The sequence below is a fragment of the Streptomyces sp. NPDC050806 genome (assembly GCF_055586425.1).
Genome location: NZ_JBVJIF010000008.1, coordinates 311,430 through 334,636, shown reverse-complemented (window position 1 = coordinate 334,636; position 23,207 = coordinate 311,430). Strand labels below are relative to the sequence as shown.

The window sequence follows — 23,207 nt, the reverse complement described above, 5'->3', positions numbered from 1 at the left end:
TACGCACCGGGCGGTGCCGGGGAGGGCGCCACTGGCAGCACCCTTCCGTGACGGTCCCCTCCGGTCCTACGCTGACGACCCGTCAGCACGGGACCGGAGGGGATTCGCATGCTCCTGCAGGGCAAGACCGTGGTCGTGTCGGGCGTGGGGCCGGGGCTGGGGTTCCGGGTCGCGGAGGCCTGCGTACGGGACGGGGCCTCCGTCGTGCTGGGCGCCCGTACGGAGGAGCGGCTCGCGGCGTGTGCCGAGCGCATCGATCCGGCGGGCGGGTGGACGGCCTGGCGGGTGACCGACATCGGGGACGAGGCGCAGTGCACGACCCTCGCCGGGCTCGCCGAGGAACGGTTCGGCGGGGTGGACGCGGTGGTCCACGTGGCCGCGCTGGACGGGCACTTCGGCGGCCTGGGCGACGCGGACTTCGACGAGTGGCAGCGGGTGGTGGACGTCAACCTGTTCGGGACGCTGCGGATGACGCGGGCCTGCCTGCCGTCGATGCGGGCGCGTGGCGGCGGCTCGGTCGTGATGATCGGCACCCAGTCGTCGGTGGCCGCGCCCTCGCAGGTGCGGCAGGCGGCGTACGCGGCGTCCAAGGGGGCGCTGGTCTCCGCGATGTACTCGCTGGCGCGGGAACTGGGCCCGGACCGGATCCGGGTGAACACCGTGCAGCCGGGCTGGATGTGGGGCCCGCCGGTCGAGGCGTACGTACGGATGACCGCGACGGCCGAAGGGGTGCCGGAGGCGGCGGTGCGGGACCGGCTCGCGGAGCGCATGGCGCTGCCGGAGCTGGCCACGGACGGCGATGTGGCCGAGGCGGCGGTCTTCCTCGCGTCCGACCGTGCACGGGCCATCACGGGCCAGTCGCTGCTGGTGAACGCGGGTGAGCTGATGCGGTGACGCGCTTCGGGGCGCGCCGGACCGGCCGGGCGCCCCAAGGGCGCCCCGTACGAACAACCTCCTCTCCGCACCGCACGGGATCCCGCTCCCGTGTGGTGCCGCCGCATGCGCGGAGCCTGGCGAAGCGTCCGCTCATGGTGCGGTCGCCGTCGCCCGCACGACAACGAGGCGCGGGGTCAAGAGAGAGTAAAATCGTTCGGTTAGGTGACCCGAGTTCACATCCGTGACCTACAAACCCTCTTGACCAGCTCCCGTACCGACGGTTCAATCCCGGAAGTCCCCACTCCCGCACGGGGGCGCCGCCGAGGCGAAGTGCTGTTGCGTTCTTGCACGTTCACAAGGCGGACCCCTTGGAGGGGGCATGAACGGTCTCGACTGGGCTGTGCTCATCGGATACTTCGGCGTCATGGTCGGCATCGGCGTGTGGTCGCACAAACGCGTCGACGACGTGAGCGACTTCTTCACCGCGGGCGGCCGGATGCCGTGGTGGCTGTCCGGCATCTCGCACCACATGTCCGGGTACAGCGCCGTGATGTTCACCGGGTACGCGGGCATCGCCTACCAGTACGGCATCACCTCGTACGTCACCTGGTCCTTCCCCATTGCGATCGGCATCGCCATCGGGGCCAGGCTGTTCGCCGGCCGGCTCAACAGGCTGCGTTCCCGGCTGCATGTCGCGTCGCCGCTCGAATACCTCAAATCCCGCTACAACCTGTCCACGCAGCAAGCGCTCGCCTGGTCCGGGGTGCTGCTGAAGATCGTGGACGTGGGTGCGAAGTGGGCCGCGATCGCGACCCTGCTGTCCGTGTTCACCGGGGTGTCGCTCAACCAGGGCATCCTGATCACCGGTGCCGTCACGGCCGTCTACTGCACGGTCGGCGGGCTGTGGGCGGACGCGCTCACCGAACTGGGCCAGTTCGTCATCCAGCTGCTGGCGGGCGTGGCCATGCTGGTGACCGTGCTGGCCGAACTCGGCGGCGTCAGCGCCCTGTGGACCGTCTGGGACGACCTGCCGGACACCCACACCCAGCCGACCGTGGGCCCGTACACGCTGACCTTCCTGCTCGCCTACCTGTTCATCAAGACCTTCGAGTACAGCGGCGGCATGTGGAACCAGGCGCAGCGCTACATGGCCACCGGCAGCGCCCAGGAAGCGCGGCGTTCGGCCCTGTTGTCGGCCGCGCTGTGGTTCGTCTGGCCGGCGGTGCTGTTCTTCCCGATGTGGGTCGCGCCGCTGCTGGTCAAGGCGCAGAAGCCGGACGCGTCGGACTCCTACGCGCTGCTGACCGAGCATCTGCTGCCGCACGGGCTGCTGGGGCTGGTCATCGTGGGCTTCTTCTCGCACACGATGGCGATGTGCTCCTCGGACGCCAACGCCATCGCGGCGGTGTTCACCCGGGACATCGCGCCGGCCGTCTCGGCGAAGGCCAGGGCCTGGTCGCACCGGGCGGGGCTGGTGGCCGCGCGGCTGTCGACGCTGGCCTTCCTCGGGCTGTCGATGGCGATCGCGACGCAGGTGAACTCGCCGGCCTTCGCCGGCATCATCTCGGTCGTGATCAAGTGGGTGGCCGGTCTGGTCGGGCCCATCTCGATCCCGTTCCTGCTGGGCATGCTGCCGGCCTTCCGCAGGTCGGGGCCGGTCGCGGCGCTGACGTCCTGGGCGGCGGGCCTGTTCGCGTTCTGGCTGACGAACTACGGGATCACGGGCGTCTCGCTGCAGATCCAGATCGTCTCGCCGGTCGCCGTCTCGCTCGTGCTCTTCGTGCTGATCGGGCTGGTGAAGCCGGAGGACACCCCGGAGCGGGACGCGGTACTGGCCCGGATCAACTCCGACGGGGACGGCGACGGCCCCGGAGGCGCCGCGGTCCTGCCCCTCCCGGAGCAGGGCGCTCCGCAGGGCCAGGAGAAGCCTGTGTGACGCCGGCCCCCGTGGGGCCGTCGGGGCCCGTCCTACGGGGCCTGCGCCATGCGCTCCCGTAGGGCGGGCCCGCGCACGGCCCGTGAAGCGGGCGGGGCTACGCCCTCGGGTACCGCGCCAGCCAGCCGGGGGCCGAGTTGGCGGGGCCGTGGAGGGCGGGGCCCTGGGTCATCTCCATGGCGAAGTCGTCGGCGAGCTGGAGGACGGTGGCGCGGCCCTCCAGCTCGACCAGCCAGACCGGCGGCAGCGCCGTCTCGCCGTGCAGCGTGCCGAGCAGGTTGCCGCAGAGCGACCCGGTGATGTCGGAGGGGCCGCCGTGATTGACGGCGAGGAGCAGCCCGTGCCGGATGTCCTCGGCGACCAGCGCGCAGTACACGGCGATGGCCAGGGCGCTGCCGGCGTGCCCGGCCTCGCCCAGCGACTCGACCCGGGCGGCGGTGGGCATGCCCTGCCGCACGGCGCCCAGGGCCCGCTTGAGCGCGTCGGTGGTGTCCTCGTGGCCGGGGCGGGTCGCGAGGTGCGCCAGCGCCTTCTGGACGGCGCTGTCGAGGTCCTCGCCGCGGGCGAGGGAGTGGACGACCACGGCGTACGCGCCGGCCGCCAGATAGCCGGTGGGGTGGCCGTGGGTCTGCGCCGCGCACTCCACGGCGAGCTGGAAGACCAGCTGGGGTTCCCAGCCGACCAGCAGCCCGAAGGGCGCCGAGCGCATCACCGCGCCGCCACCGTCGGCCTGCGGGTTGCGCGGCGCGTCCAGGGTGCCCATCACCTGGTCGCCGAGGCCGGTGAGGCAGTCGCGGGCCGGGTCGCGGCGGGCGTACAGCCACTCCTCGCGGGCCAGCCAGCCGTCGTCCGAGCGGCGCTCGTCCGGGCCCCAGTCGTGCTGGGTGACGGCCCAGCGGCGGTACGCGCGGTACAGGTCGGTGGGCGGGTGCCAGGCGCCGGTGTCGCGGCGTACCTGGGCCCGTATGAGGCCGTCGACGGTGAAGAGGGTGAGCTGGGTGGCGTCCGTGACGGCGCCGCGCTGTTCGAAGACGGCCACGTAGTCGGTCAGCCCCTCGGCGCCGTGCGCCTGGCGGAGGGCGTCCAGGGAGGCTCCCGCGGCACCGGCCCCGAGGGCGTCGCCGATCGCTCCGCCCAGGAGGCAGCCGCGTACCCGGCTGCGGAAGTCCTGCTGCTCGGCGCGGCCCCAGATGGCGTTCGCGCTCACTGTGTCCCTCCCGGCACTGCGCCCTCCCGGACCGTGCTGCCGCGCCCGGCGCCCTTTGACGCCCGTCTGACGCAGGGCACTGTAATAGACAAAGATTCGGCCACCAGCGGGCAGGAAGGGAATGCGAAGAGGTACCCATCAGGCGGCTTTTGATCGATAACGGAACTTTCCGTTCACCTGTGCAATATGGGCACAGCAGTCATCCTCCGCCCCTGCCGTGGGCATGCTCCGTCCATGTCCGAGTACGAGTGGGACCGCACGACCATGGCCGTCGTCGCGTGCGCGCTGGCCGGAGACAGCGAGGGGGCGGTGGAGCTGCTGCGGCCGCTCCCGCAGCGCGACACCTGCCACATCGCCGTACGGCTCGCGGCGATGGCGGCCGACGCGCTCATCACCGCGGCCGAGGACGCCGGCGGCGACCGGGCCGAGGCCCTGGCCCGCTGGCAGCAGTGCATCCTCCAGCACGAGACGGAGCACAGCGGCGAGGGCTGAGGCGGCCGGGCCGCCCGGTGTGGCCGGGCGGCCCGGCGCCGCTACTCCAGCACCGGCAGCAGCTCCGGCAGATGCCCGTCGGAGCGCCTGGCCGCCTCCTGGCGTTCCTCGGGCACGGGCCCGTACGTGGTCGTCCGGGCGCGGGCCGGACGCCCCGCCTCCTCGGCGATGGCGACCAGGTCCCGCACCGAGCGGTAGGAGCCGTAACTGGACCCCGCCATCCGGGAGATCGTCTCCTCCATCAGCGTGCCGCCCAGGTCGTTGGCGCCCGAGCGCAGCATTTCGGCCGCGCCCTGGGTGCCGAGCTTGACCCAGCTGGTCTGGATGTTGGGGATGTACGGGTGCAGCAGCAGCCGCGCCATCGCGGTCACCGCACGGTTGTCGCGCGAGGTGGGCCCCGGACGGGCGATGCCCGCCAGGTAGACCGGCGCGTTGGTGTGGATGAACGGCAGCGTCACGAACTCCGTGAAGCCCTCGACGCCCTTCTCCCGTGCCGAGCGCTGGAGGTCGGCCAGCAGCCGGAGGTGGCCGAGCCAGTGCCGGGGCTGGTCCACGTGCCCGTACATCATCGTCGAGGAGGAGCGGATGCCCAGTTCGTGGGCGGTCGTGACGACCTCGATCCAGGTGGCCGTGGGCAGCTTGCCCTTGGTCAGCACCCAGCGCACCTCGTCGTCGAGGATCTCGGCGGCCGTACCGGGGATCGAGTCGAGCCCCGCCTCCTTGGCGGCGGTCAGCCACTCCCGGATGGACATCCCCGTACGGGTCGCGCCGTTGACGACCTCCATGGGCGAGTACGCGTGGACGTGCATCCCCGGGACGCGCTCCTTCACCGCACGCGCGATGTCGAAGTACGCGGTGCCGGGCAGGTCGGGGTGGATGCCGCCCTGCATGCACACCTCGGTCGCGCCCACCTCCCACGCCTGCTGGGCACGGTCGGCGACCTGGTCCAGGGAGAGCGTGTACGCGTCGGCGTCCGTACGGCGCTGCGCGAAGGCGCAGAACCGGCAGCCGGTGTAGCAGACGTTGGTGAAGTTGATGTTGCGCGTGACGATGTACGTGACGTCGTCGCCCACCGTGGCCCTGCGCAGGTCGTCGGCGATGCCGCAGAGCGCGTCCAGGGCCGGCCCGTCGGCGTGCAGCAGGGCCAGCGCCTCGTCGTCGCCGAGCTTCGTGGGGTCCTCGGCCGCCTGCTTCAGTGCGGCCCGTACGTCGGTGTCGATGCGCTGCGGCACCATGCCGGGCGCCGCGGCCTCGCGGAGCGCCTCCCAGTCGCCGTACACCTCGTCGAAGTCGTTCCGGCGGTCACCGGTGCGGCCCTCGGTGTCGATGGTGCGGTGCAGGTCCGTACGGCCCGAGCCGTGCAGCGAGAACTCCTCGTCCGGCTCCTGCCAGGGGTGCCCCTCGACCACCGCGTCCTCGCGCGCGAGGCCCGTCTCGGGGTCGGCGAGCGCCCGTACGTGCGGCACCAGCCGCGGGTCCAGCCAGGGCTCGCCGCGCAGCACGAACTCCGGGTAGACGGCGAGACGTTCCTTCAGCTCGAAGCCGCTCTCCGCGGAGCGCGCGGCCAGCTCCTCGATCTGGGGCCAGGGGCGCTCGGGGTTGACGTGGTCCGGGGTGAGCGGCGAGACCCCGCCCCAGTCGTCGATGCCGGCCCCGATGAGCCGCCCGTACTCCGCGTCCACGAGGTTCGGCGGCGCCTGGAGACACCCCGACGGGCCCATGATGTGCCGCGCGACCGCCACGGTGGCGACCAGCTCGTCCAGCACCGCGTCCGGCATGCCGCGCATCGCGGTGTCCGGCTTGGCGCGGAAGTTCTGGATGATCAGCTCCTGGACGCCGTGGTACGCCCGGGAGACCCGGCGCAGCGCGAACAGCGAGTCCGCCCGCTCCTCGTACGTCTCCCCGATGCCGATCAGCAGGCCACTGGTGAACGGCACGGAGCTGCGCCCGGCGTCCTCCAGGACGCGCAGCCGCACCGCGGGCTCCTTGTCGGGCGAGCCGTAGTGCGGGTTGCCGGGCTCGCTCCACAGCCGCTCCGAAGTGGTCTCCAGCATCATGCCCATCGAGGGCGCGACCGGCTTGAGCCGCTGGAAGTCCGTCCAGGACATGACGCCCGGGTTCAGATGGGGCAGCAGCCCGGTCTCCTCCAGGATGCGGATCGCCATCGCCCGTACGTAGGCGAGCGTGTCGTCGTACCCCTCGGCCTCCAGCCACTCGCGCGCCTCGGGCCAGCGGTCCTCCGGCTTGTCCCCGAGAGTGATCAGGGCTTCCTTGCAGCCCATTTCGGCACCGCGGCGGGCGATGTCCAGGACCTCGTCCGGGGACATGAACATCCCGTGCCCCTCGCGGCGCAGCTTGCCGGGCACGGTGGCGAAGGTGCAGTAGTGGCACTTGTCGCGGCACAGACGGGTGAGCGGGATGAAGACGCTCTTGGAGTACGTGATGACGCCGGGGCGGCCCGCGGCGTCCAGCCCCGCGTCCCGCACCCGGGAGGCGGAGGCACACAGATCGTCCAGGTCGTCGCCGCGCGCCTGGAGGAGCACGGCCGCCTCGGCCACGTCCAGCGCCACGCCGTCCCGCGCGCGCTTCAGTGCCCGGCGCATGGCGTTCGCGGTCGGCGCGGGGCGCCGGTTTCCCTGCGGAGGCTGCTCGGCCCCCTGCGGTGGCTGCTCGGATCCCTGCGGGCTGGAAGTCATTCTCCGAGGATACGAGCGGGCGACGGGGCGACCGGCGGGCCGTCGAGGCCGTTTTGTGTGCTAATGATCACCCCACCCGGAGGTTCCCTCCGGGTGCCGTCCGGGCAGGCGCCCGGCCACCCCGCGCCGCACGCACCTCACCGGCACAGCACCGCGCGCGCCTCCCCCGCGGCCCACCGCACACGTCTCACAGATGCTCCGCGTACGCGTCGAGCGTCCGCAGCACCTCCCCCTCGCCCGCCGGCGGCAACTGCACCACCACCTCGTCCACGCCCAGCTCCTGAAAATGCGCCAGCTTCCCCGCCGAAGGCCGCACCGCGTACGGGACGACCACCGGCTCCCCCTCCCGGCCGGCCTCCGTCCACATCCGGCGCAGTTCCGGCACCGCCTCGGAAAGGCCCCCGCCGCCGATCGGCAGCCAGCCGTCCGCGTACTCCGCGATCTGCGCGAACAGCTTCGGCCCCGCCGCGCCGCCGACCAGGATGCGCGGCGCGCCCTTCACCGGCTTGGGGTGGGCGTGGCTCGCCCGCACCGACCCGAAAGCCCCGTCGTACGCGGTCGGTTCGTCCGCCCACAGCGCACGCATCAGCGCGATCCGGTCCTTGGTGAGCGCCCGCCGCGACGGCCACTCCACACCGTGATCCGCGGCCTCCTCCACGTTCCAGCCGAAGCCGACGCCCAGCGTGAACCGCCCGCCGGAGAGGAAGTCCAGCGTCGCCACCTGCTTCGCCAGGTCGATCGGGTCGTGCTGGGCGACCAGCGTGATGCCCGTGCCCAGCGCCAGCCGCTCGGTGACGGCCGCCGCCTGGCCCAGCGCCACGAACGGGTCGAGGGTACGGCCGTACTCGCGCGGCAGCGGCTCACCCATCGGCGCCGGGGTGTCCCGGGAAGCCGGGATGTGAGTGTGCTCGGGCAGATACAGCCCGGCGAACCCGCGCTGCTCCAGCTCGCCGGCCAGCCGCACCGGCCGGATGGCCTCGTCGGTCAGGAAGATCGTGGTCGCGATCCGCATGGCGTCGCCTCCGCGTCAGCCGTCCTGTTCAGGGGTGTGGTGAGCGCATGTTGCCGCACCTTCGCCGAGTTATCCACAGGCCTTTCCGTCTGTGTCACACCCGCGTACAACAGTTTTCACACGACGCGGGAGAGACCCGGAAGAACCGACGGAGGAGCTGCGATGGACCGGCGCGACATCCTGAGACTCGGTGCCGTCGCGGGCGCCACCGGAGCGCTTACGCTCGGCCCCGTGAACTTCGCAGGCGCCGAGGGGCGCACGGACGGATCCGCCGAGGACGGACCGGCCGAGGAGACCCGGACCGTCTCCGGCCATCTCCCGACCGGCGCGCCCGATTTCGTGTACGTCCCGGTGGAAGTCCCGCGCGGCGTCCGCGAGATCGCCGTCTCGTACCGGTACGACAAGCCGACCGTCCCCGCCGGCACCAACGGCAACGCCTGCGACATCGGCATCTTCGACCAGCGCGGCACGGAGCTGGGCGGCGCCGGCTTCCGCGGCTGGTCCGGCGGGGCACGCGCCGAGTTCTTCCTCCGCGCCGACGCCGCGACGCCCGGCTACCTCCCCGGCCCGGTCCGCCCCGGCACCTGGCACATCGCCCTCGGCCCCTACACCGTCGCGCCCCAGGGCATGGACTACGAGATCACCGTCACCCTGCGGTACGGCGCGGCCGGCACGACACCAAAACCGGTCTACCCGCCCGAGCGCGCCAAGGGCCGCGGCCGGGCGTGGTACCGCGGCGACAACCACCTCCACAGCGTCCACTCCGACGGCAGACGCACCCCGGCGGAGATCGCCGCCCTCGCCAGAGCGGCGGGCCTGGACTTCCTCACCACCACCGAGCACAACACCACCTCCGCCCACGGCGCGTGGGAGGGGCTGTGGGGCGACGACCTCCTCATCCTCACCGGCGAGGAGATCACCACGCGCAACGGCCACGTGGTGGCCATGGGCACCGACCCCGGCGTCTTCGTGGACTGGCGGTACCGCGCCCGGGACAACGCCTTCGGGAAGTTCGCCCGTGCCGTCCGCCGGGCGGGCGGCCTGGTCATCCCCGCGCACCCGCACGCCACCTGCATCGGCTGCAACTGGAAGTTCGGACTGAACGAGGCCGACGCGGTGGAGGTGTGGAACGGCCCGTACACCGCGGACGACGAGATCACGCTCGCGGAGTGGGACAACACGCTGGTCGCCCACGCCCAGGGGCGCGGCGCGTGGCTCCCCGCGGTCGGCCACAGCGACGCCCACCGTGACCCGGACGTGGTGGGCCTCCCGCAGACCGTGGTGCTCGCGGACGACCTCTCCCGGCAGGCCGTTCAGGACGGCATACGGGCGGGCCGCGTCTGGATCGCCGAGTCCGCGAAGATCGGTCTCTCCCTCACCGTCACCGGGGAGCGCGGAGAGCACGCCGGCATCGGCGAGCGGCTGCGGGTGACCGGTACGTCCTCGGTGACCGCCCGGCTGGAGGTGAGCGGCGCCCCCGGCTGCACGGTCTCGTACGTCACCGACCAGGGCCTGCGGTACTCCGAACCGCTGCCGGAGTCCGGCTCCGGCACGGTCACCTGGCGGACCACGGCCGACAACGCCGCCTACATACGCGCCGAGGTCCGCCACCCGGCGACGACACCGGGCCTCCCGGGCCCGATGGCAGCCCTGACCAACCCTGTATTCGTGGGACGGGGGTGAGGGGCGCCGGCGGGGCTTGAGGGGCGGGGGCGGGGCGAGGGCGGAGAGAGCTGCCGTTGAGGGGGTGGGGAGGAGGGGGTGGGGAGGGGGCGGGGGGGGGAGGCCCCCGGGGAGGAGCTACAGCCAGGTACGTGGAGCCTCAGCCCCCCTCACACCCCGCCTCGCCCCGCCCCCTGGCCCGCGGGTCGTCTCCCGACCCCCAACCCCCGGACTCCGGCCCTACCCTCAGTTCAGTCCTCCCTCAGTCCTCCACCACCAGCGCCGGTGTGTTCCGGGTCAGGACCTCGCCGCGGAAGAAGGCCGGGCTGCGGCGCTGCATGACGAGCATGAGGACCAGGCCGAGTGCGAGCAGGCCGACGCCGATGACGAAGACCGAGCCGATGCCGAGGACGGAGCTGCCGGTGCCGTAGGCCGGGTCCCAGATGTCGACGAGCGTCTTCACGAAGACGCCGGTCAGCAGCAGTCCGCCGAGGGCCGGGAAGATGCCCTTGAAGATCAGGTCGCGGACGGAGTTCCGCAGGTCGGAGCGGAAGTACCAGGCGCAGGCGAAGGCCGTGATCGCGTAGTAGAAGCAGATCATGAGGCCGAGCGCGTAGATCGTGTCGACGAGGACGTTCTCGCTGAGGAAGGTCATCACGGCGTAGAAGGCGCCGGTGGCGACGCCGGCCGCGATGGTGGCGCGGCCCGGCGACTGGAACCGCGGGTGGATGCGGGCGAAGGAGGCCGGCAGCGCCTCGTACGTGGACATCGCCAGGACCGTGCGGGCGACCGGGATGAAGGTGGTCTGCAGCGAGGCGGCGGCCGAGGCGAGTACGGCGACGAAGAGCAGCACGCCGAGGGCGGAGCCCATGACCGGTCCGGCGAGGGTCGCGAAGACGTTGTCCGAGGTGTCGGGGTTGCCCAGGCCCAGGCCCTTGGTGCCGACGCCGGAGAACATCTGCGCGGCCACCGCGGTGGTCAGGTAGGAGCCGATGAGGACGACCATGGCGAGCATGGCGGCGCGGCCGGGGGTCTTCTCGCTGCCGGAGGTCTCCTCGTTCACGGTGAGGCAGGTGTCCCAGCCCCAGAACATGAAGATCGAGAGGGAGAGTCCGGCGGTGAAGGACGCGAACGACTTGACCTCGAAGGGGTTCAGCCAGGACCAGTGGAAGTCGATGGAGCCGGGGAAGTCGCCGGCCCTTGCCTTGCCGATGGCCATCGCGACGAACACGACCAGGACGGCGAGCTGCAGTCCGACCAGTGCGTACTGGATGCCTTTGGTGGTGGTCACGCCGCGGTAGCTGATCGCGGTGGCGATGGCGACGAAGGCGAGGCAGGTCAGGACGTGGACGGGTTTGTTGCCGTCCAGGGCGGCGATGGAGTCGCTGCCGGTGAGCTGGCCGAGGAGGAGATAGAAGAACGAGGTGGCGACGCCGGCGAGGTTCGACAGCACGATGATCGTCGCGATCACGAGGCCCCAGCCGCACATCCAGCCGACGCGGGGCCCGAAGGCCTTCACCGTCCAGGTGAAGGAGGTGCCGCAGTCGGGGACGGCCTTGTTCAGCTCGCGGTACGCGAAGGCGACCAGCAGCATCGGCAGGAAGCCCGCGAGGAAGACCGCGGGCATCTGGAGGCCGACCTCGCCCACGGTGGGGCCGAGGGTGGAGGTCAGGCAGTAGACGGGCCCGACGGTGGACACGCCGATGACGGCGCTGCCCAGCAGGCCGACGGAGTTGCCGCTGAGGCCTTTGCTGCGGGTTTCGCCCGATGCGTCGCCATTGACGCTCGTTACCGTGTCTCCGGCCGGTGGCCGAGGGTCTACCTGAACCATGAACAGGACGTTAAGCGCTGCTGTATTCGTATCCGGATGATCGAACTCCGGGGCCTACACCTTCCTTGTGAAGGTGAATTGAGCAGAGTGGCCACTACATAGAAGGTCAATAACAGTCCCTGCCAAGCAACAGCAAGGTCCATTAGTTGAGATCCGGATTACGGGAACCGCAGCCATGTCCGTTTTGTAGCGGTTCAAAATTTTCCCGTCGGTGTCCGTTATTCGGACTCCGGGCCGTCTTCAGACGCCGCGAGCGGCCTCGCGGCGCCTGCCCGTCCCGCTCCGTTCTCCTCACCCGGGCCAGACGAGCGACTGCAGTTCGCTGTACGCACGCAGCGCGTAGGAGCCGACGTCGCGGCCCACTCCGCTCTGCTTGAAGCCGCCGAACGGGGCCTCCATGTTGCGGCCGACGGTGTTGATGCCGACCCCGCCCGCCCGCAGCCGGCCGGCCACCCGGAAGGCCCGCGCGACATCGCCGGACCAGACGTAGTCGATCAGCCCGTAGTCGCTGTCGCCGGCGAGCGCGACGGCCTCCTCCTCGTCGTCGAAGGGCAGCACCGCGACGACCGGGCCGAAGATCTCCTCCCGGACGATCCGCATCCCGGGGGCGCAGTCGGCGAAGAGGGTGGGGGCGACGTACCAGCCGCGGTCCCGCGCCGGGCGCTCGCCGCCTGCCACGAGCCGGGCGCCTTCCTTGCGGCCGAGTTCGACGTAGGACTCGACGCGGTCGCGGTGTGCGGCGGAGATGACCGGGCCGACGACCGTGTCCCGCTCCCTCGGGTCGCCCACCTTCAGGGCCCCGGCGTACCGCGCGAGCCCTTCGACCAGCCGCTCGTAGACGCCCCGCTGGGCGAGCACCCGGGTGGGCGCGGTGCAGATCTGGCCGCTGTAGAAGGAGAAGGTGGTGCCGATGCCGGCCACGGCAGCCGTCAGGTCGGCGTCGTCGAAGACGAGTGCGGCGCCCTTGCCGCCCAGCTCCATGAGCTGGCGTTTCATGCCGCGGCCGCACTCCTCGGCGATGGCCCGGCCGACCGCCGTACTGCCGGTGAAGCTGACCATGTCGACGTCCGGCGCGGCCACCGCCGCCTCGCCCGCCTCGGGGCGCGAGCCGGTCACCACGTTCACCACGCCCGGGGGCGCCCCGGCCTCCGCCAGTGCCTCGGCCATCCGGAAGACCGACAGCGGGTCCTGGGGCGCGGGTTTGACGACGACGGTGTTGCCCATGGCGAGGGCCGGGGCGATCTTGCCCGCCGGGTTGGCCCAGGGGTTGTTGTAGGAGGTGATGCAGGTGACGACGCCGACCGGGCGGCGGACGGCGAGGGCGCCGAGGACAGCCGCCTTGCCCATCGGTCCGGCCGGGTTGACCTGCGGTGGCAGGGGTTCCTCGACCGGTTCCAGGGCGCCGCGGGCGTACCTCTCGAACCGGGCGGCGCCCACCGCGACCTGCATGCCCCGCGCGGTGGCGGTGGTCGCGCCGGATTCCGCGCGGGCCAGTTCGGCGTACGGTCCGGCCCGGTCCCGGATGATCTCCGCGGTGCGGGCCAGGATCCGGGCGCGTTCCTCGGGGGCGGTGCGCGACCAGCCGTCGAACGCCTCGCGGGCGGCGGCGGCCGCCGCGTACACCTGTTCCCGGCTCGCCTCCGGAGCGTGCCCCACGACCTCCTCGGTCGCCGGGTCGGTCACGTCGTAGTGGCCGTGGTCCGGTGCCACCCACCGGCCACCGATGAACAGCCCCTGCTCGTCCGTCACCGGGTGCTCACCGTCTCGGTGTCCCGTCCGGAGCGCAGCACGGTGCCCGGCACCTCCCCGGTCAGCTCGTCGTCGCGCAGGGTCTGTACGCCGTTGACGCGTACGCTCACCACGCCCAGCGCGCGGGAGTCGAGCCGGGGGCTGTCGCCTGGCAGGTCGTGGACGAGGGTGGCGGGCCCCGCGTCGATGCGTGCGGGGTCGAAGAGGACGAGGTCCGCGTGGTACCCCTCGGCGATCCGGCCGCGGTCGCGCAGTCCGAAGAGGCGTGCGGGGGCGTCGGTGAGCATCTGCACGGCGCGTTCCAGGCCGACGAGCCGGCGTCCGCGCAGGCAGTCGCCGAGGAAGCGGGTGGTGTAGGGGGCGCCGCACATCCGGTCCAGGTGGGCGCCCGCGTCGGAGCCGCCGAGCAGGACGTCCTCGTGTTCCCAGGTCTGCCGGCGCAGTTCCCAGCTGTCGGGGTCGTTGTCGGTGGGCATGGGCCACAGGACGGTGCGGAGGTCGTCGGCGGCGCAGATCTCGACGAGGCAGTGGAAGGGGTCGAGGCCGCGTTCGGCGGCGATGTCGCGGACGACGCGGCCGGTGAGCCCTTCGTTGGCGGGTGAGTAGGTGTCGCCGATGACGTAGCGGTCGAAGTGGGCGAGCCGCCGGAAGACGCCGGCTTCCTTGCTGTTGGCGCGGCGCAGCATTTCCTCGCGTACGGCCGGGTCGCGCAGCTTGGCGATCCGTTCCCCCACCGGCAGTCCCAGGACGTCGCCCCAGCCGGGGATGAGGTTGAGGGCGCAGAAGGTGCCGAGGGACATGTTCATGGGCGTGAGGATGGGCATGGTGAGGGCGACGATGCGGCCGCCTTCCTTGCGGGCCCGTTCACTGGCGAGGAGCTGGCGCGGGACCCGTTCCGGTACGGCGGCGTCGATGGTGAGGACGTTCCAGTTCAGGGGGCGTCCGGCGGCTGCCGACATGGCCACGAAGAGGTCGATCTCGGCGTCGCTGAACTGGTCCAGGCAGCCGGCGACGATGGCTTCGATCTGGGTGCCTTCGTGGTCGGCGACGGCGCGGGAGAGGGCGAGGAGTTCGTCGGGGCCGGCGTGCCGGGAGGCGACGGGCTCGCCGTCGCCGTCGGAGTGCGAGGAGGACTGGGTGGTGGACAGGCCCCAGGCGCCCGCGCCCATGGCCTCGTGGAAGAGGCGCAGCATCTCCTCCAGTTGACCGGGGGTGGGCTGTCCTCCGATGGCGTCGGCGCCCATGACGTGGCGGCGGAGTGCGCAGTGGCCGACCATGAAGCCGGCGTTGACGGCGGTCCGTCCTTCGAGGGCGTCGAGGTAGTCGCCGAAGGTGTGCCAGTTCCAGGGGGCGCCCTGTTCGAGGGCGACGAGGGACATGCCTTCGACCTTGCTCATCATGCGCCGGGTGTAGTCGGCGTCCTCGGGGCGGCCGGGGTGCAGCGGGGCGAGGGTGAAGCCGCAGTTGCCGCCGACGACCGTGGTGACGCCGTGGTGCATGGAGGGGGTGGCGTAGGGGTCCCAGAAGAGCTGCGCGTCGTAGTGGGTGTGGGGGTCGACGAAGCCGGGGGCGAGGACGAGTCCTGTGGCGTCCTCGCTGGTGCGGGCTGGTTCGGCGACCGTGCCGGGTTCGGCGAGTACGGCGATCCTGCCGTCGCGGATGCCGAGGTCGGCCGGGTACGCGGGGGCGCCGGTGCCGTCGACGACGGTGGCGCCTTTGATCAGGTGGTCGAGCATGGTGCCGGTCCTCCTCTCGGGCAGGGGGCGGGTCAGCCGGCCGCCCGGCGGAAGCGGGTGGTGCGGTGCACGGGGTCGGTGTCGATCTTCGGGATGACGTGTTCGCCGAGCAGCTTGATGGTGGTGAGGGTGTCCTCGCGGGAGACGCCTACGGGCAGGCCGAAGGAGAGCTGGTCGGCGCCGGCCTGTTCCCAGCGCTTGCACTGCCGCAGTACCTCGTCCGGGTCGCCGCAGATCATCAGTTCCTCGGCGATCAGCAGCTCGATGATCTCCTCGGTGTAGTCGGGGAGGAGTTCGGGCCACTCCGGGATCCCGTCGGGCCGCGGGAAGGTGTCGTGGTAGCGGAAGAGCAGCGACTGGAGGTAGTTCAGGCCGCCGTTGACGGCGATCTCGACGGCTTTCCGGTGGGTCTCGGCGCAGATCGCGGTGGAGGTGACCATGACGTTGTCGTTGACGAAGGCGCCGACCGGTTCGGCCTCCTGGATCGCGGACTTGTAGGACTCCAGGACCCATTCCATGTCGGAGACCTTCTGGACGCTGAAGCCGAGGACGCCGAGGCCCTTCTTGGCGGCCATGGCGTACGAGGAGGGGGAGCCGGCGGCGTACCACATGGGCGGGTGGCCCTTGCCGTACGGCTTGGGGAGGACCTTGCGGGGCGGGAGTTCCCAGTGCTTGCCCTTGAAGCCGACGTACTCGTCCTGGAGCCACATCTTGGGGAACTCCGCGATGGTCTCCTCCCAGAGTTCCTTGGTGTGGTTCATGTCGGTGACGCCCGGCATGAAGCCCAGGATCTCGTGGCTGCCCGCACCGCGCCCCGAGCCGAACTCGAAGCGGCCGCCGGAGAGGTGGTCGAGCATGGCGACCTTCTCGGCGACCTTGACGGGGTGGTTGACCGGGGCGAGCGGGTTGAAGATGCCGGAGCCGAGGTGGATGCGTTCGGTGGCGTGTGCGAGGTAGCCGAGGAAGACGTCGTTGGCGGAGAGGTGGGAGTACTCCTCCAGGAAGTGGTGCTCGGAGGCCCAGGCGTACTTGAAGCCGGACCGGTCCGCCTGGATGACGTACTCGGTCTCCTCGATCAGCGCCTTGTGCTCCGCCTCCGGGTCGGCCGCCGCGCGCGCCGCCGGAACGTATCCCTGTACAAAGAGCCCGAATTCCAAGGGGTCCACCCTCCTCATTTTTCTGACGCTCCGTCAGATTTATTGCGTCGACTGTTCCACCGGCGACCGGTCCGGTCAATACCTGACGGGTCGTCAGTGACGCCCCTCAGAAGAGCCCCACGCCCGCCAGCCAGCCGCCGTCGACGACGAACGGCTGCCCGGTGATGTACGAGGAGTCGGCGCAGGACAGGAACAGCGCCAGCCTGGCCACCTCCTCGGGCCGTCCGGCCCGGCCCAGCGGCACGAGCTTCCGGTACAGCTCGTCCACCGCCTGCTGGGCGGCGGCCGGGTCCGCCGCCGGGTCGAACGCGGCCGGGTTGGCCATCGGGGTGTCCACGGCCCCCGGGCACACCGCGTTCACCCGGATCCCGCGGGGCGCCAGCTCCAGCGCGGCGACCCGGGTCAGCCCGAGGACGGCGTGCTTGCTCGCGGCGTAGGCGCCGACCAGCGCCATGCCGGTGAGGCCGGTGTACGAGGAGGTGTTGACGATCGTGCCGCCGCCGGCCGCCCCGATCTCCGGCGCGACGGTACGGATGCCCAGGAAGCAGCCGGTCTGGTTGACCTGGACGACCTCCTGGAACTCCGCGAGCGGCGTCCTGGTCAGCTCGTTGAAGCGGAGGATCCCGGCGTTGTTGACCAGCCCGTCGATCGCGCCGAAGGCGTCCTTGGCGGCGGCGACGGCGGCCGTCCAGTCGTCCTCGCGCGACACGTCCAGATGCACGTAGCGCGCGGTGTCCTCGCCCAGCTCCTTCGCGAGCGCGCGGCCCTGTTCGTCCAGCACGTCCGCGAGGACGACCCGGGCGCCCTCGGCCGCGAACAGCCGCGCCTCCTGCTCCCCCTGTCCGCGCGCGGCGCCGGTGATCACGACGACCCGCCCGTCGAGCTTGCCCATGCCTGCACTCCTCGGTGGGGTCAACCGGCGAGCAGCGGGGCCACGTCCGCCCCGAAGGCCGCCATCTGATCGGTCAGCTCGTCGCGGCTCCGGCTGCGGAAACGGAGCTGGATCTGATGCACGCCGAGCGCGCGGTACTCCCGCAGCGAGGCGGCGATACGTTCCGGCGGCCCGGTCAGCGTCCACTTGCCGGTGTCCCAGGCGGGCTCGCCCACGTACACGGGCTCGGCGATGGCGCCGATCACCACCGGGTCGGTCACGCCGGCCCGCTCGCGGAGCGCGGCCAGCTTCGCGATCTGCCCCGGCAGCCGGTCCCTGCGGTCGCCCTGCGGCAGCCAGCCGTCGCCTCGCTCGGCGGCCCGGCGTACCGCTGCCGGGGAGGAGCCCCCGACCCACAGCGGGGGGCGCGGCGTCTGGACCGGCCGCGGCGCCTGCCCCAGCTCGGCGAAGGCGAACCGCTCCCCCGCGAACTCCGGGAACTCCTCGGGCCCCAGGGCCGTTTTCAGGGCATCGACCGTCTCGTCCAGCACGGCCCCCCGGCCCTCGAAGTCCACCCCCAGCGCCTCGAACTCCTCCCGTACGTGCCCGGCGCCGACCCCGAGGATCAGCCGTCCGCCCGAGAGCCGGTCGAGCGTGGCGTACTGCTTCGCCGTGAGCAGCGGGTGCCGCAGCCCGACCACCGCCACATGGCTCAGCAGCCGTACGTGCTCGGTCACGGCGGCGAGGTGCGCCAGCGTGGCCACCGGGTCGTACCACACGGTGCTCATCGCCCCGGCCAGCCGGCGCGGGATCGCCACGTGCTCGCAGCAGGCGACGTAGGCGAAGCCGTGCCGGTCGGCGGCCCTGGCGATCTCCACCAGGTCGGCGGGGCCCGCGGCCGCCTCCCACGCCTCGGTGTAGAGCGTGCTCTGCGACTGCACGGGCAGCTGCATGCCGTACACCAGCCGGCCCTCGGGCGGCCGCCAGACCTGCCCGGGTGGCGCCGCCGGGGCGGTCACCGGGCCCCCGGCCCCGGCCAGCGGCCGTCCGCCGTCAGGCCCAGCAGCTCGATGGCGTTGCCGCGGACGATCCGCTCGACGACGTCCGGGGCCAGGTGCCCCATCTGTGCCTCGCCGACCTCCCGGGACTTGGGCCAGGTGGAGTCGGAGTGCGGGTAGTCCGTCTCGTACAGCACGTTGCCGACGCCGATCGCGTCGAGGTTCTGCAGGCCGAAGGCGTCGTCGAAGAAGCAGCCGTAGACGTGCTCGGCGAAGAGTTCGGAGGGCGGCCGGAGGACCTTGTCGGCCACACCGCCCCAGGCGCGGTTCTCCTCCCAGACCACGTCGGCGCGCTCCAGGATGTAGGGGATCCAGCCGATCTGCCCCTCCGCGTACATGATCCGCAGGTTCGGGAAGCGCTCGAACTTGCCGCTCATGAGCCAGTCGGTCATCGAGAAGCAGCAGTTGGCGAAGGTGATCGTGGAGCCGACGGCGGGCGGCGCGTCGGCCGAGGTGGAGGGCATCCTCGACGACGACCCGATGTGCATGGCGACGACCGTGCCGGTCTCGTCGCAGGCCCGCAGGAAGGGGTCCCAGTAGTCGGTGTGGATGCTGGGCAGGCCCAGGTGCGGCGGGATCTCGCTGAAGCAGACGGCGCGCACCCCGCGGGCCGCGTTGCGCCGCACCTCCAGGGCGGCGAGTCCGGCGTCCCACAGGGGGATGAGGGCGAGCGGTATGAGCCGGCCCTGCGCCTCGGGGCCGCACCACTCCTCCACCATCCAGTCGTTGTAGGCGCGTACCCCGAGGAGGCCCAGCTCCCGGTCGGACGCCTCGGTGAACGTCTGGCCGCAGAAGCGCGGGAAGGTGGGGAAACACAGCGCCGACTGGACGTGGTTGACGTCCATGTCCGCCAGCCGCTCCGGCACGCTGTACGAACCGGGGCGCATCTGTTCGTAGGTGATCCCCTCCAGCCTGATCTCGTCCCGGGAGTAGCCGACCGCGGTGTCCAGGCGGGTGAGGGGGCGGTGCAGGTCCTCGTACACCCACCAGTCGGCGAGCGGCCCGTCGTCGCCCGGCGCGCCCATCTTCGGGGCGAACCTGCCGCCCACGAAGGTCATTTCCTTCAGGGGCGCGCGCACGATGCGCGGGCCGGTGTCGTGGTACTTCGAGGGCAGCCGGTCCCGCCAGACGTGCGGTGGCTCCACCGTGTGGTCGTCCACCGAGATGATCCTCGGGAAGGTTTCCGGGGTCTCCGTGTGCATCGCCATGCGCCTCACGGTAGCGCCGATCTGACGAACCGTCAGCTAGTGGGAAGCGGACGATTTCCCTCCGGGGAGCGGCCCGGCGTCCGGCCCTCGCGGCCTTCCGCCCCGGTGGATCACAAGGGGAGGGATTGTGCACAGACCTGACCCCTACTGACGCAGGGGCCGCCGACAAGGCAGACTGGCCGATGCGAACGCGATGCACAGGCAGGGGGAGACCATGGACGAGAGTCCGGGGCAGGGGCAGCAGCTCCGCTTCACCGTGCTCGGTCCCGTACGGGCCTGGCGGGGCGGCACACCGCTCGCGGCCGGCACCCCGCAGCAGCGTGCCCTGCTCGCCGCCCTGCTGCTGCGCGGCGGACGCACCGCGACCGCGGCCGAACTGGTCGACGCCATCTGGGGCGACGAGCCCCCGCACGCGGCCCTGGCGGCACTGCGGACCTACGCCTCCCGGCTGCGCAAGGCACTGGGCGACGACGCCGACGCGCTGGTGAGCGAGTCCGGCGGCTACGCCCTCCAGTCCGACCCGCCGGGCGCCCACGACCTCGACCTGGACCGCGCCGAGGCCTTCGCGGCCGAGGCCGAGAAGGCCCGCGCGAGCGGCGACCGCTGCCGCGCCCGTGACCTGCTGGTATCCGCCCTCACCCTGTGGGACGGCGAACCGCTCGCGAGCGTGCCCGGACCGTACGCGGAGAATCAGCGCACCCGCCTGGAGGAGTGGCGGCTCTCCCTCACCGAGACCCGCCTCGACCTCGACCTGGAGCTGGGCAGCCACGCCGAGGCGGTGTCCGAGCTGACCGCGCTCACGGCCGCCCACCCGCTGCGCGAACGGCTCCGCGAACTCCTCATGCTCGCGCTGTACCGCTCCGGACGGCAGGCCGAGGCGCTGGCCGTCTACGCCGATACCCGCCGTCTGCTCGACACCGAGCTGGGCGTCGACCCCTGCGCCTCCCTCGCCGAACTGCACCAGCGCATCCTGCGCGCCGACGCCGGCCTGGAGGCGCCCAGCCCGCCCCCGGAGGAGCACACCGGCGCGAGCCCCGCCGTCCTGCGCCCCCAACAGCTCCCGGCCACCGTCGCGGACTTCACCGGGCGCGTCCCCTTCGTCGCGGAGCTGGGCGCCCAGCTCGCCACCGCCGAGGGCAGCGTCATGGCGGTCTCCGCGCTCACCGGCATCGGCGGCGTCGGCAAGACCACGCTGGCCGTCCACGTCGCGCACGCGGCGCGCGAGCACTTCCCCGACGGCCAGCTCTACGTCGACCTGCAGGGCGCCGGCCACACCCCCGCCGAGCCGGAGGCCGTGCTCGGCGCGTTCCTGCGCGCGCTCGGCACCCCGGACTCCTCCATCCCCGACGGGCTGGAGGAACGGGCCGCGCTGTACCGCTCCACGCTCGCCGGGCGCCGCGTGCTGGCGCTGCTGGACAACGCGCGGGACTCCGCCCAGGTACGGCCGCTGCTGCCCGGTACGGAGGGCTGCGCCGCGCTGATCACCAGCCGCGCCCGCATGATCGACCTGGCCGGGGCCCACCTCATCGACCTCGACGTGATGAGCCCCGAGGAAGCGCTGACGCTCTTCACCCGCATCGTCGGCGAGGAGCGGGTGGGGGCCGAACGCAAGGCCGCCATGGACGTCGTGGGCGCCTGCGGCTTCCTGCCGCTGGCCATCCGCATCGCCGCCTCCCGGCTCGCCTCCCGCCGCACCTGGACCGTCTCCGTACTGGCCCGCAAGCTCGCCGACGAGCGCCGCCGCCTGGACGAGCTGCGCGCCGGCGACCTGGCCGTCAAGGCCACCTTCGAGCTGGGGTACGGGCAACTGGAGCCGGTGCAGGCCCGCGCGTTCCGGCTGCTGGGGCTGGCCGACGGCCCCGACATCTCGCTGGCCGCCGCGGCGGCCGTGCTGGACATGGACGTCGACGCCGCCGAGGAGCTGATCGAGTCCCTGGTCGATGCCTCGCTCCTCGAATCGGCGGCCCCCGGCCGCTACCGCTTCCACGACCTGGTCCGCCTCTACGCGCGTGCATGCGCCGAGCGTGACGAGCACCCGCCGTCCGAGCGCGCCGCGGCCCTCTCCCGCCTGCTGGACTTCTACCTGGCCTCGGCGGCCCGCATGTACGCCCTGGAGCGTCCCGGCGACCGGCTCGTGGACCACATGGAGAGCACCCGCTACCCCGGACTGGCCTTCGAGGACCGCGCGGTGGCCCTGGAGTGGCTGTTCAGCGAGGCGGGCTGCCTGCTGGCCTGCGCGCAGCAGTCCACCGGCGCCGACACGGTACGCCGCGCCGCCGACCTGCTCCTGCTCACCAAGGACCTGGCCGAGTCCGGTGCCGACGCGCGCCAGCACGACCAGGCCAACATGACCGTCCTCGCCGCCGCCCGGGCCCTGGGCGACCAGCACGCCGAGGCCCGTATCCACACCTCGCTCGCCTACATCCGCACGCTGGCCGGGCGGCTGGACGACGCCGACGACCACGCCAAGTCGGCGATGCTGCTCGGGCTCGCGACGGACGACCCGATCTCCTCCTCGTACGCGCCCAACGACCGCGGCATCATCGCGGGCGCCCTGGGCCGGCACGACGACGCCGAGGCGTACCTCAGCCAGGCGCTGGTGGCCTTCCGCGACGACCGCAACCAGCAGTCCGAGGCCAGCGCGCTGTGCAACCTCTCGCGGGTCCACCTCGACACCGGGCGGGTGGACAGCGCCATCGAGCTGGCCGAGGAAGGCGTCGCGATCTACCACAGAATCGGCGCCACCCGCCGGCTGGCCAACGGCATGTACGCGCTGGCGCTCGCCTTCACCGCCGCCGGGCATCTGGACGACGCGGCGCAGCAGCTCAACGCCGCGCTGACCATCTTCCAGGACAGCCGGCAGCCCTTCTGGGAGGGCATGACGTACTTCCGGCTGGCCGAGGTCGATCTGGCGGCCCAGCGGCCGGCCCGCGCCGCCAACTACGCCGAGCAGGCCCTGACCGCGCTGCGCGGCGTCGGCGGCGAGCTCTGGCGCGCCAACGCGCTGACCACGCTGGGGCGGGCGCTGAGCCAGGTCGGGCACACCGGCCGGGCCCGGGTGTGCTGGCAGGAGGCGCTGAGCGTGTACGAGCGGCTCGGCGCGGCGGAGAGCACGCAGGTGCAGCAGCTGCTCTCCCCGGCCGCCGTCGCCTGACCGGGCATCACCCCAGTTCGGCGACGTAATCGCCGCCGTTTATCGATCGTTCATCGCCGCGCGTCACTCTTCTACGTACCGATCCGCCGCCTCGGGGGGCAAGCGGCTCGGTATCGAGGCCCCACCGTATGGTGTTCGGCCCTTGGTTCACCCGTCCGGCGACCCACGGGGGAGTCGCCGGGCCGGTGGACCGCAAGCGCCCACACACAGGAGTTGATCACTGTGAGCACCGAGAAGAAGGTTCCACGGACAGGCGACAAGGACGTCATCAAGCCGCTCGACAGCCACCGGCCCATCATCGGCGAAGAGGTCGTCGCGATGGGCGACAGCCACCGGCCGATCATCGGTGACGAGGTGCTGGCGGCGCAGGACGCCCCGCGTCCGGTCGCGGCGGACGGCACGATGGCGCCGCAGGACAGCCACCGGCCGATCGCCGAGCCGAAGCTGGAGCACTGATCTCGCGTACGGCCCGCTGAACCACAACCCGGGGGATCGCAGGGGCCGGCTCCGACGGCAAGGAGGGGATGCCGTCGTAGCCGGTCCCTGCGGCATGTCCGGGGGC

Annotated in this window: 16 protein-coding genes; 6 read left to right on the top strand and 10 right to left on the bottom strand. The window is 72.2% G+C overall.

Annotation, left to right across the window (positions count from 1 at the left end; genetic code table 11):
• Positions 1 to 108: 108 nt before the first annotated feature.
• Together ACZ6WH_RS26325 and ACZ6WH_RS26320 are read left to right on the top strand one after the other, a co-directional pair.
• Complete coding sequence (locus tag ACZ6WH_RS26325) at positions 109 to 894, top strand: SDR family oxidoreductase (protein ID WP_469731128.1); 786 nt, start codon at positions 109 to 111, stop codon at positions 892 to 894.
• A 361-nt stretch (positions 895 to 1,255) separates the two neighbouring features.
• Complete coding sequence (locus tag ACZ6WH_RS26320) at positions 1,256 to 2,812, top strand: sodium:solute symporter family protein (RefSeq protein WP_432855791.1); 1,557 nt, start codon at positions 1,256 to 1,258, stop codon at positions 2,810 to 2,812.
• A gap of 97 nt (positions 2,813 to 2,909) precedes the next feature.
• Here the strand turns inward: ACZ6WH_RS26320 and ACZ6WH_RS26315 are convergent, their stop codons facing one another.
• A complete protein-coding gene (locus tag ACZ6WH_RS26315; RefSeq protein ID WP_469731126.1) occupies positions 2,910 to 4,019 on the bottom strand; it encodes an ADP-ribosylglycohydrolase family protein in 1,110 nt (369 codons plus the stop codon).
• Positions 4,020 to 4,253: 234 nt separating this feature from the next.
• Between ACZ6WH_RS26315 and ACZ6WH_RS26310 the strand changes: the two genes are divergently transcribed.
• Positions 4,254 to 4,511, top strand: a complete 258-nt coding sequence (locus ACZ6WH_RS26310; RefSeq protein ID WP_030261803.1) for a hypothetical protein — start codon at positions 4,254 to 4,256, stop codon at positions 4,509 to 4,511.
• A 41-nt stretch (positions 4,512 to 4,552) separates the two neighbouring features.
• On the opposite strand, the gene ACZ6WH_RS26305 is transcribed toward ACZ6WH_RS26310, so the two are convergent.
• Complete coding sequence (locus ACZ6WH_RS26305) at positions 4,553 to 7,207, bottom strand: bifunctional FO biosynthesis protein CofGH (protein ID WP_469731125.1); 2,655 nt, start codon at positions 7,205 to 7,207, stop codon at positions 4,553 to 4,555.
• A gap of 187 nt (positions 7,208 to 7,394) precedes the next feature.
• Positions 7,395 to 8,219, bottom strand: coding sequence for an LLM class F420-dependent oxidoreductase (locus tag ACZ6WH_RS26300; protein WP_469731123.1), 825 nt, complete (start codon positions 8,217 to 8,219; stop codon positions 7,395 to 7,397).
• A 162-nt stretch (positions 8,220 to 8,381) separates the two neighbouring features.
• On the opposite strand from ACZ6WH_RS26300, the gene ACZ6WH_RS26295 reads away from it, so the two are divergent.
• Positions 8,382 to 9,902 (top strand): CehA/McbA family metallohydrolase, encoded by a 1,521-nt coding sequence (locus ACZ6WH_RS26295; RefSeq protein ID WP_469731121.1) that lies wholly within the window; start codon positions 8,382 to 8,384, stop codon positions 9,900 to 9,902.
• Between the two features lie 241 nt (positions 9,903 to 10,143).
• On the opposite strand, the gene ACZ6WH_RS26290 is transcribed toward ACZ6WH_RS26295, so the two are convergent.
• The 7 genes from ACZ6WH_RS26290 to ACZ6WH_RS26260 form a co-directional block, all read right to left on the bottom strand.
• Positions 10,144 to 11,712, bottom strand: a complete 1,569-nt coding sequence (locus ACZ6WH_RS26290; RefSeq protein WP_469731119.1) for an APC family permease — start codon at positions 11,710 to 11,712, stop codon at positions 10,144 to 10,146.
• Positions 11,713 to 12,003: 291 nt separating this feature from the next.
• Positions 12,004 to 13,461, bottom strand: coding sequence for an aldehyde dehydrogenase family protein (locus tag ACZ6WH_RS26285; RefSeq protein WP_469731117.1), 1,458 nt, complete (start codon positions 13,459 to 13,461; stop codon positions 12,004 to 12,006).
• Positions 13,458 to 15,197, bottom strand: coding sequence for an N-acyl-D-amino-acid deacylase family protein (locus ACZ6WH_RS26280; protein ID WP_469731115.1), 1,740 nt, complete (start codon positions 15,195 to 15,197; stop codon positions 13,458 to 13,460). Before ACZ6WH_RS26280 ends, ACZ6WH_RS26285 begins: the two co-directional genes overlap by 4 nt.
• 32 nt (positions 15,198 to 15,229) lie before the next feature.
• Entirely contained in the window at positions 15,230 to 16,354 is a 1,125-nt protein-coding gene (locus ACZ6WH_RS26275) for an LLM class flavin-dependent oxidoreductase (RefSeq protein WP_432855814.1), read from the bottom strand.
• Between the two features lie 106 nt (positions 16,355 to 16,460).
• On the bottom strand, positions 16,461 to 17,246 hold the full coding sequence (locus tag ACZ6WH_RS26270) for an SDR family NAD(P)-dependent oxidoreductase (RefSeq protein WP_469731113.1): 786 nt from the start codon (positions 17,244 to 17,246) through the stop codon (positions 16,461 to 16,463).
• Between the two features lie 20 nt (positions 17,247 to 17,266).
• Complete coding sequence (locus tag ACZ6WH_RS26265; RefSeq protein ID WP_469731392.1) at positions 17,267 to 18,178, bottom strand: TIGR03619 family F420-dependent LLM class oxidoreductase; 912 nt, start codon at positions 18,176 to 18,178, stop codon at positions 17,267 to 17,269.
• Positions 18,179 to 18,240: 62 nt separating this feature from the next.
• Positions 18,241 to 19,485, bottom strand: coding sequence for an amidohydrolase family protein (locus ACZ6WH_RS26260; RefSeq protein WP_469731390.1), 1,245 nt, complete (start codon positions 19,483 to 19,485; stop codon positions 18,241 to 18,243).
• A 220-nt stretch (positions 19,486 to 19,705) separates the two neighbouring features.
• On the opposite strand from ACZ6WH_RS26260, the gene afsR reads away from it, so the two are divergent.
• Together afsR and ACZ6WH_RS26250 are read left to right on the top strand one after the other, a co-directional pair.
• Positions 19,706 to 22,645, top strand: coding sequence for an SARP-family global regulator AfsR (gene afsR, locus ACZ6WH_RS26255; RefSeq protein ID WP_469731112.1), 2,940 nt, complete (start codon positions 19,706 to 19,708; stop codon positions 22,643 to 22,645).
• Between the two features lie 222 nt (positions 22,646 to 22,867).
• The gene (locus tag ACZ6WH_RS26250; protein ID WP_432855823.1) at positions 22,868 to 23,101 is read left to right on the top strand and encodes a hypothetical protein; all 234 of its coding nucleotides are present in this window, start codon (positions 22,868 to 22,870) and stop codon (positions 23,099 to 23,101) included.
• Positions 23,102 to 23,207 lie beyond the last annotated feature (106 nt).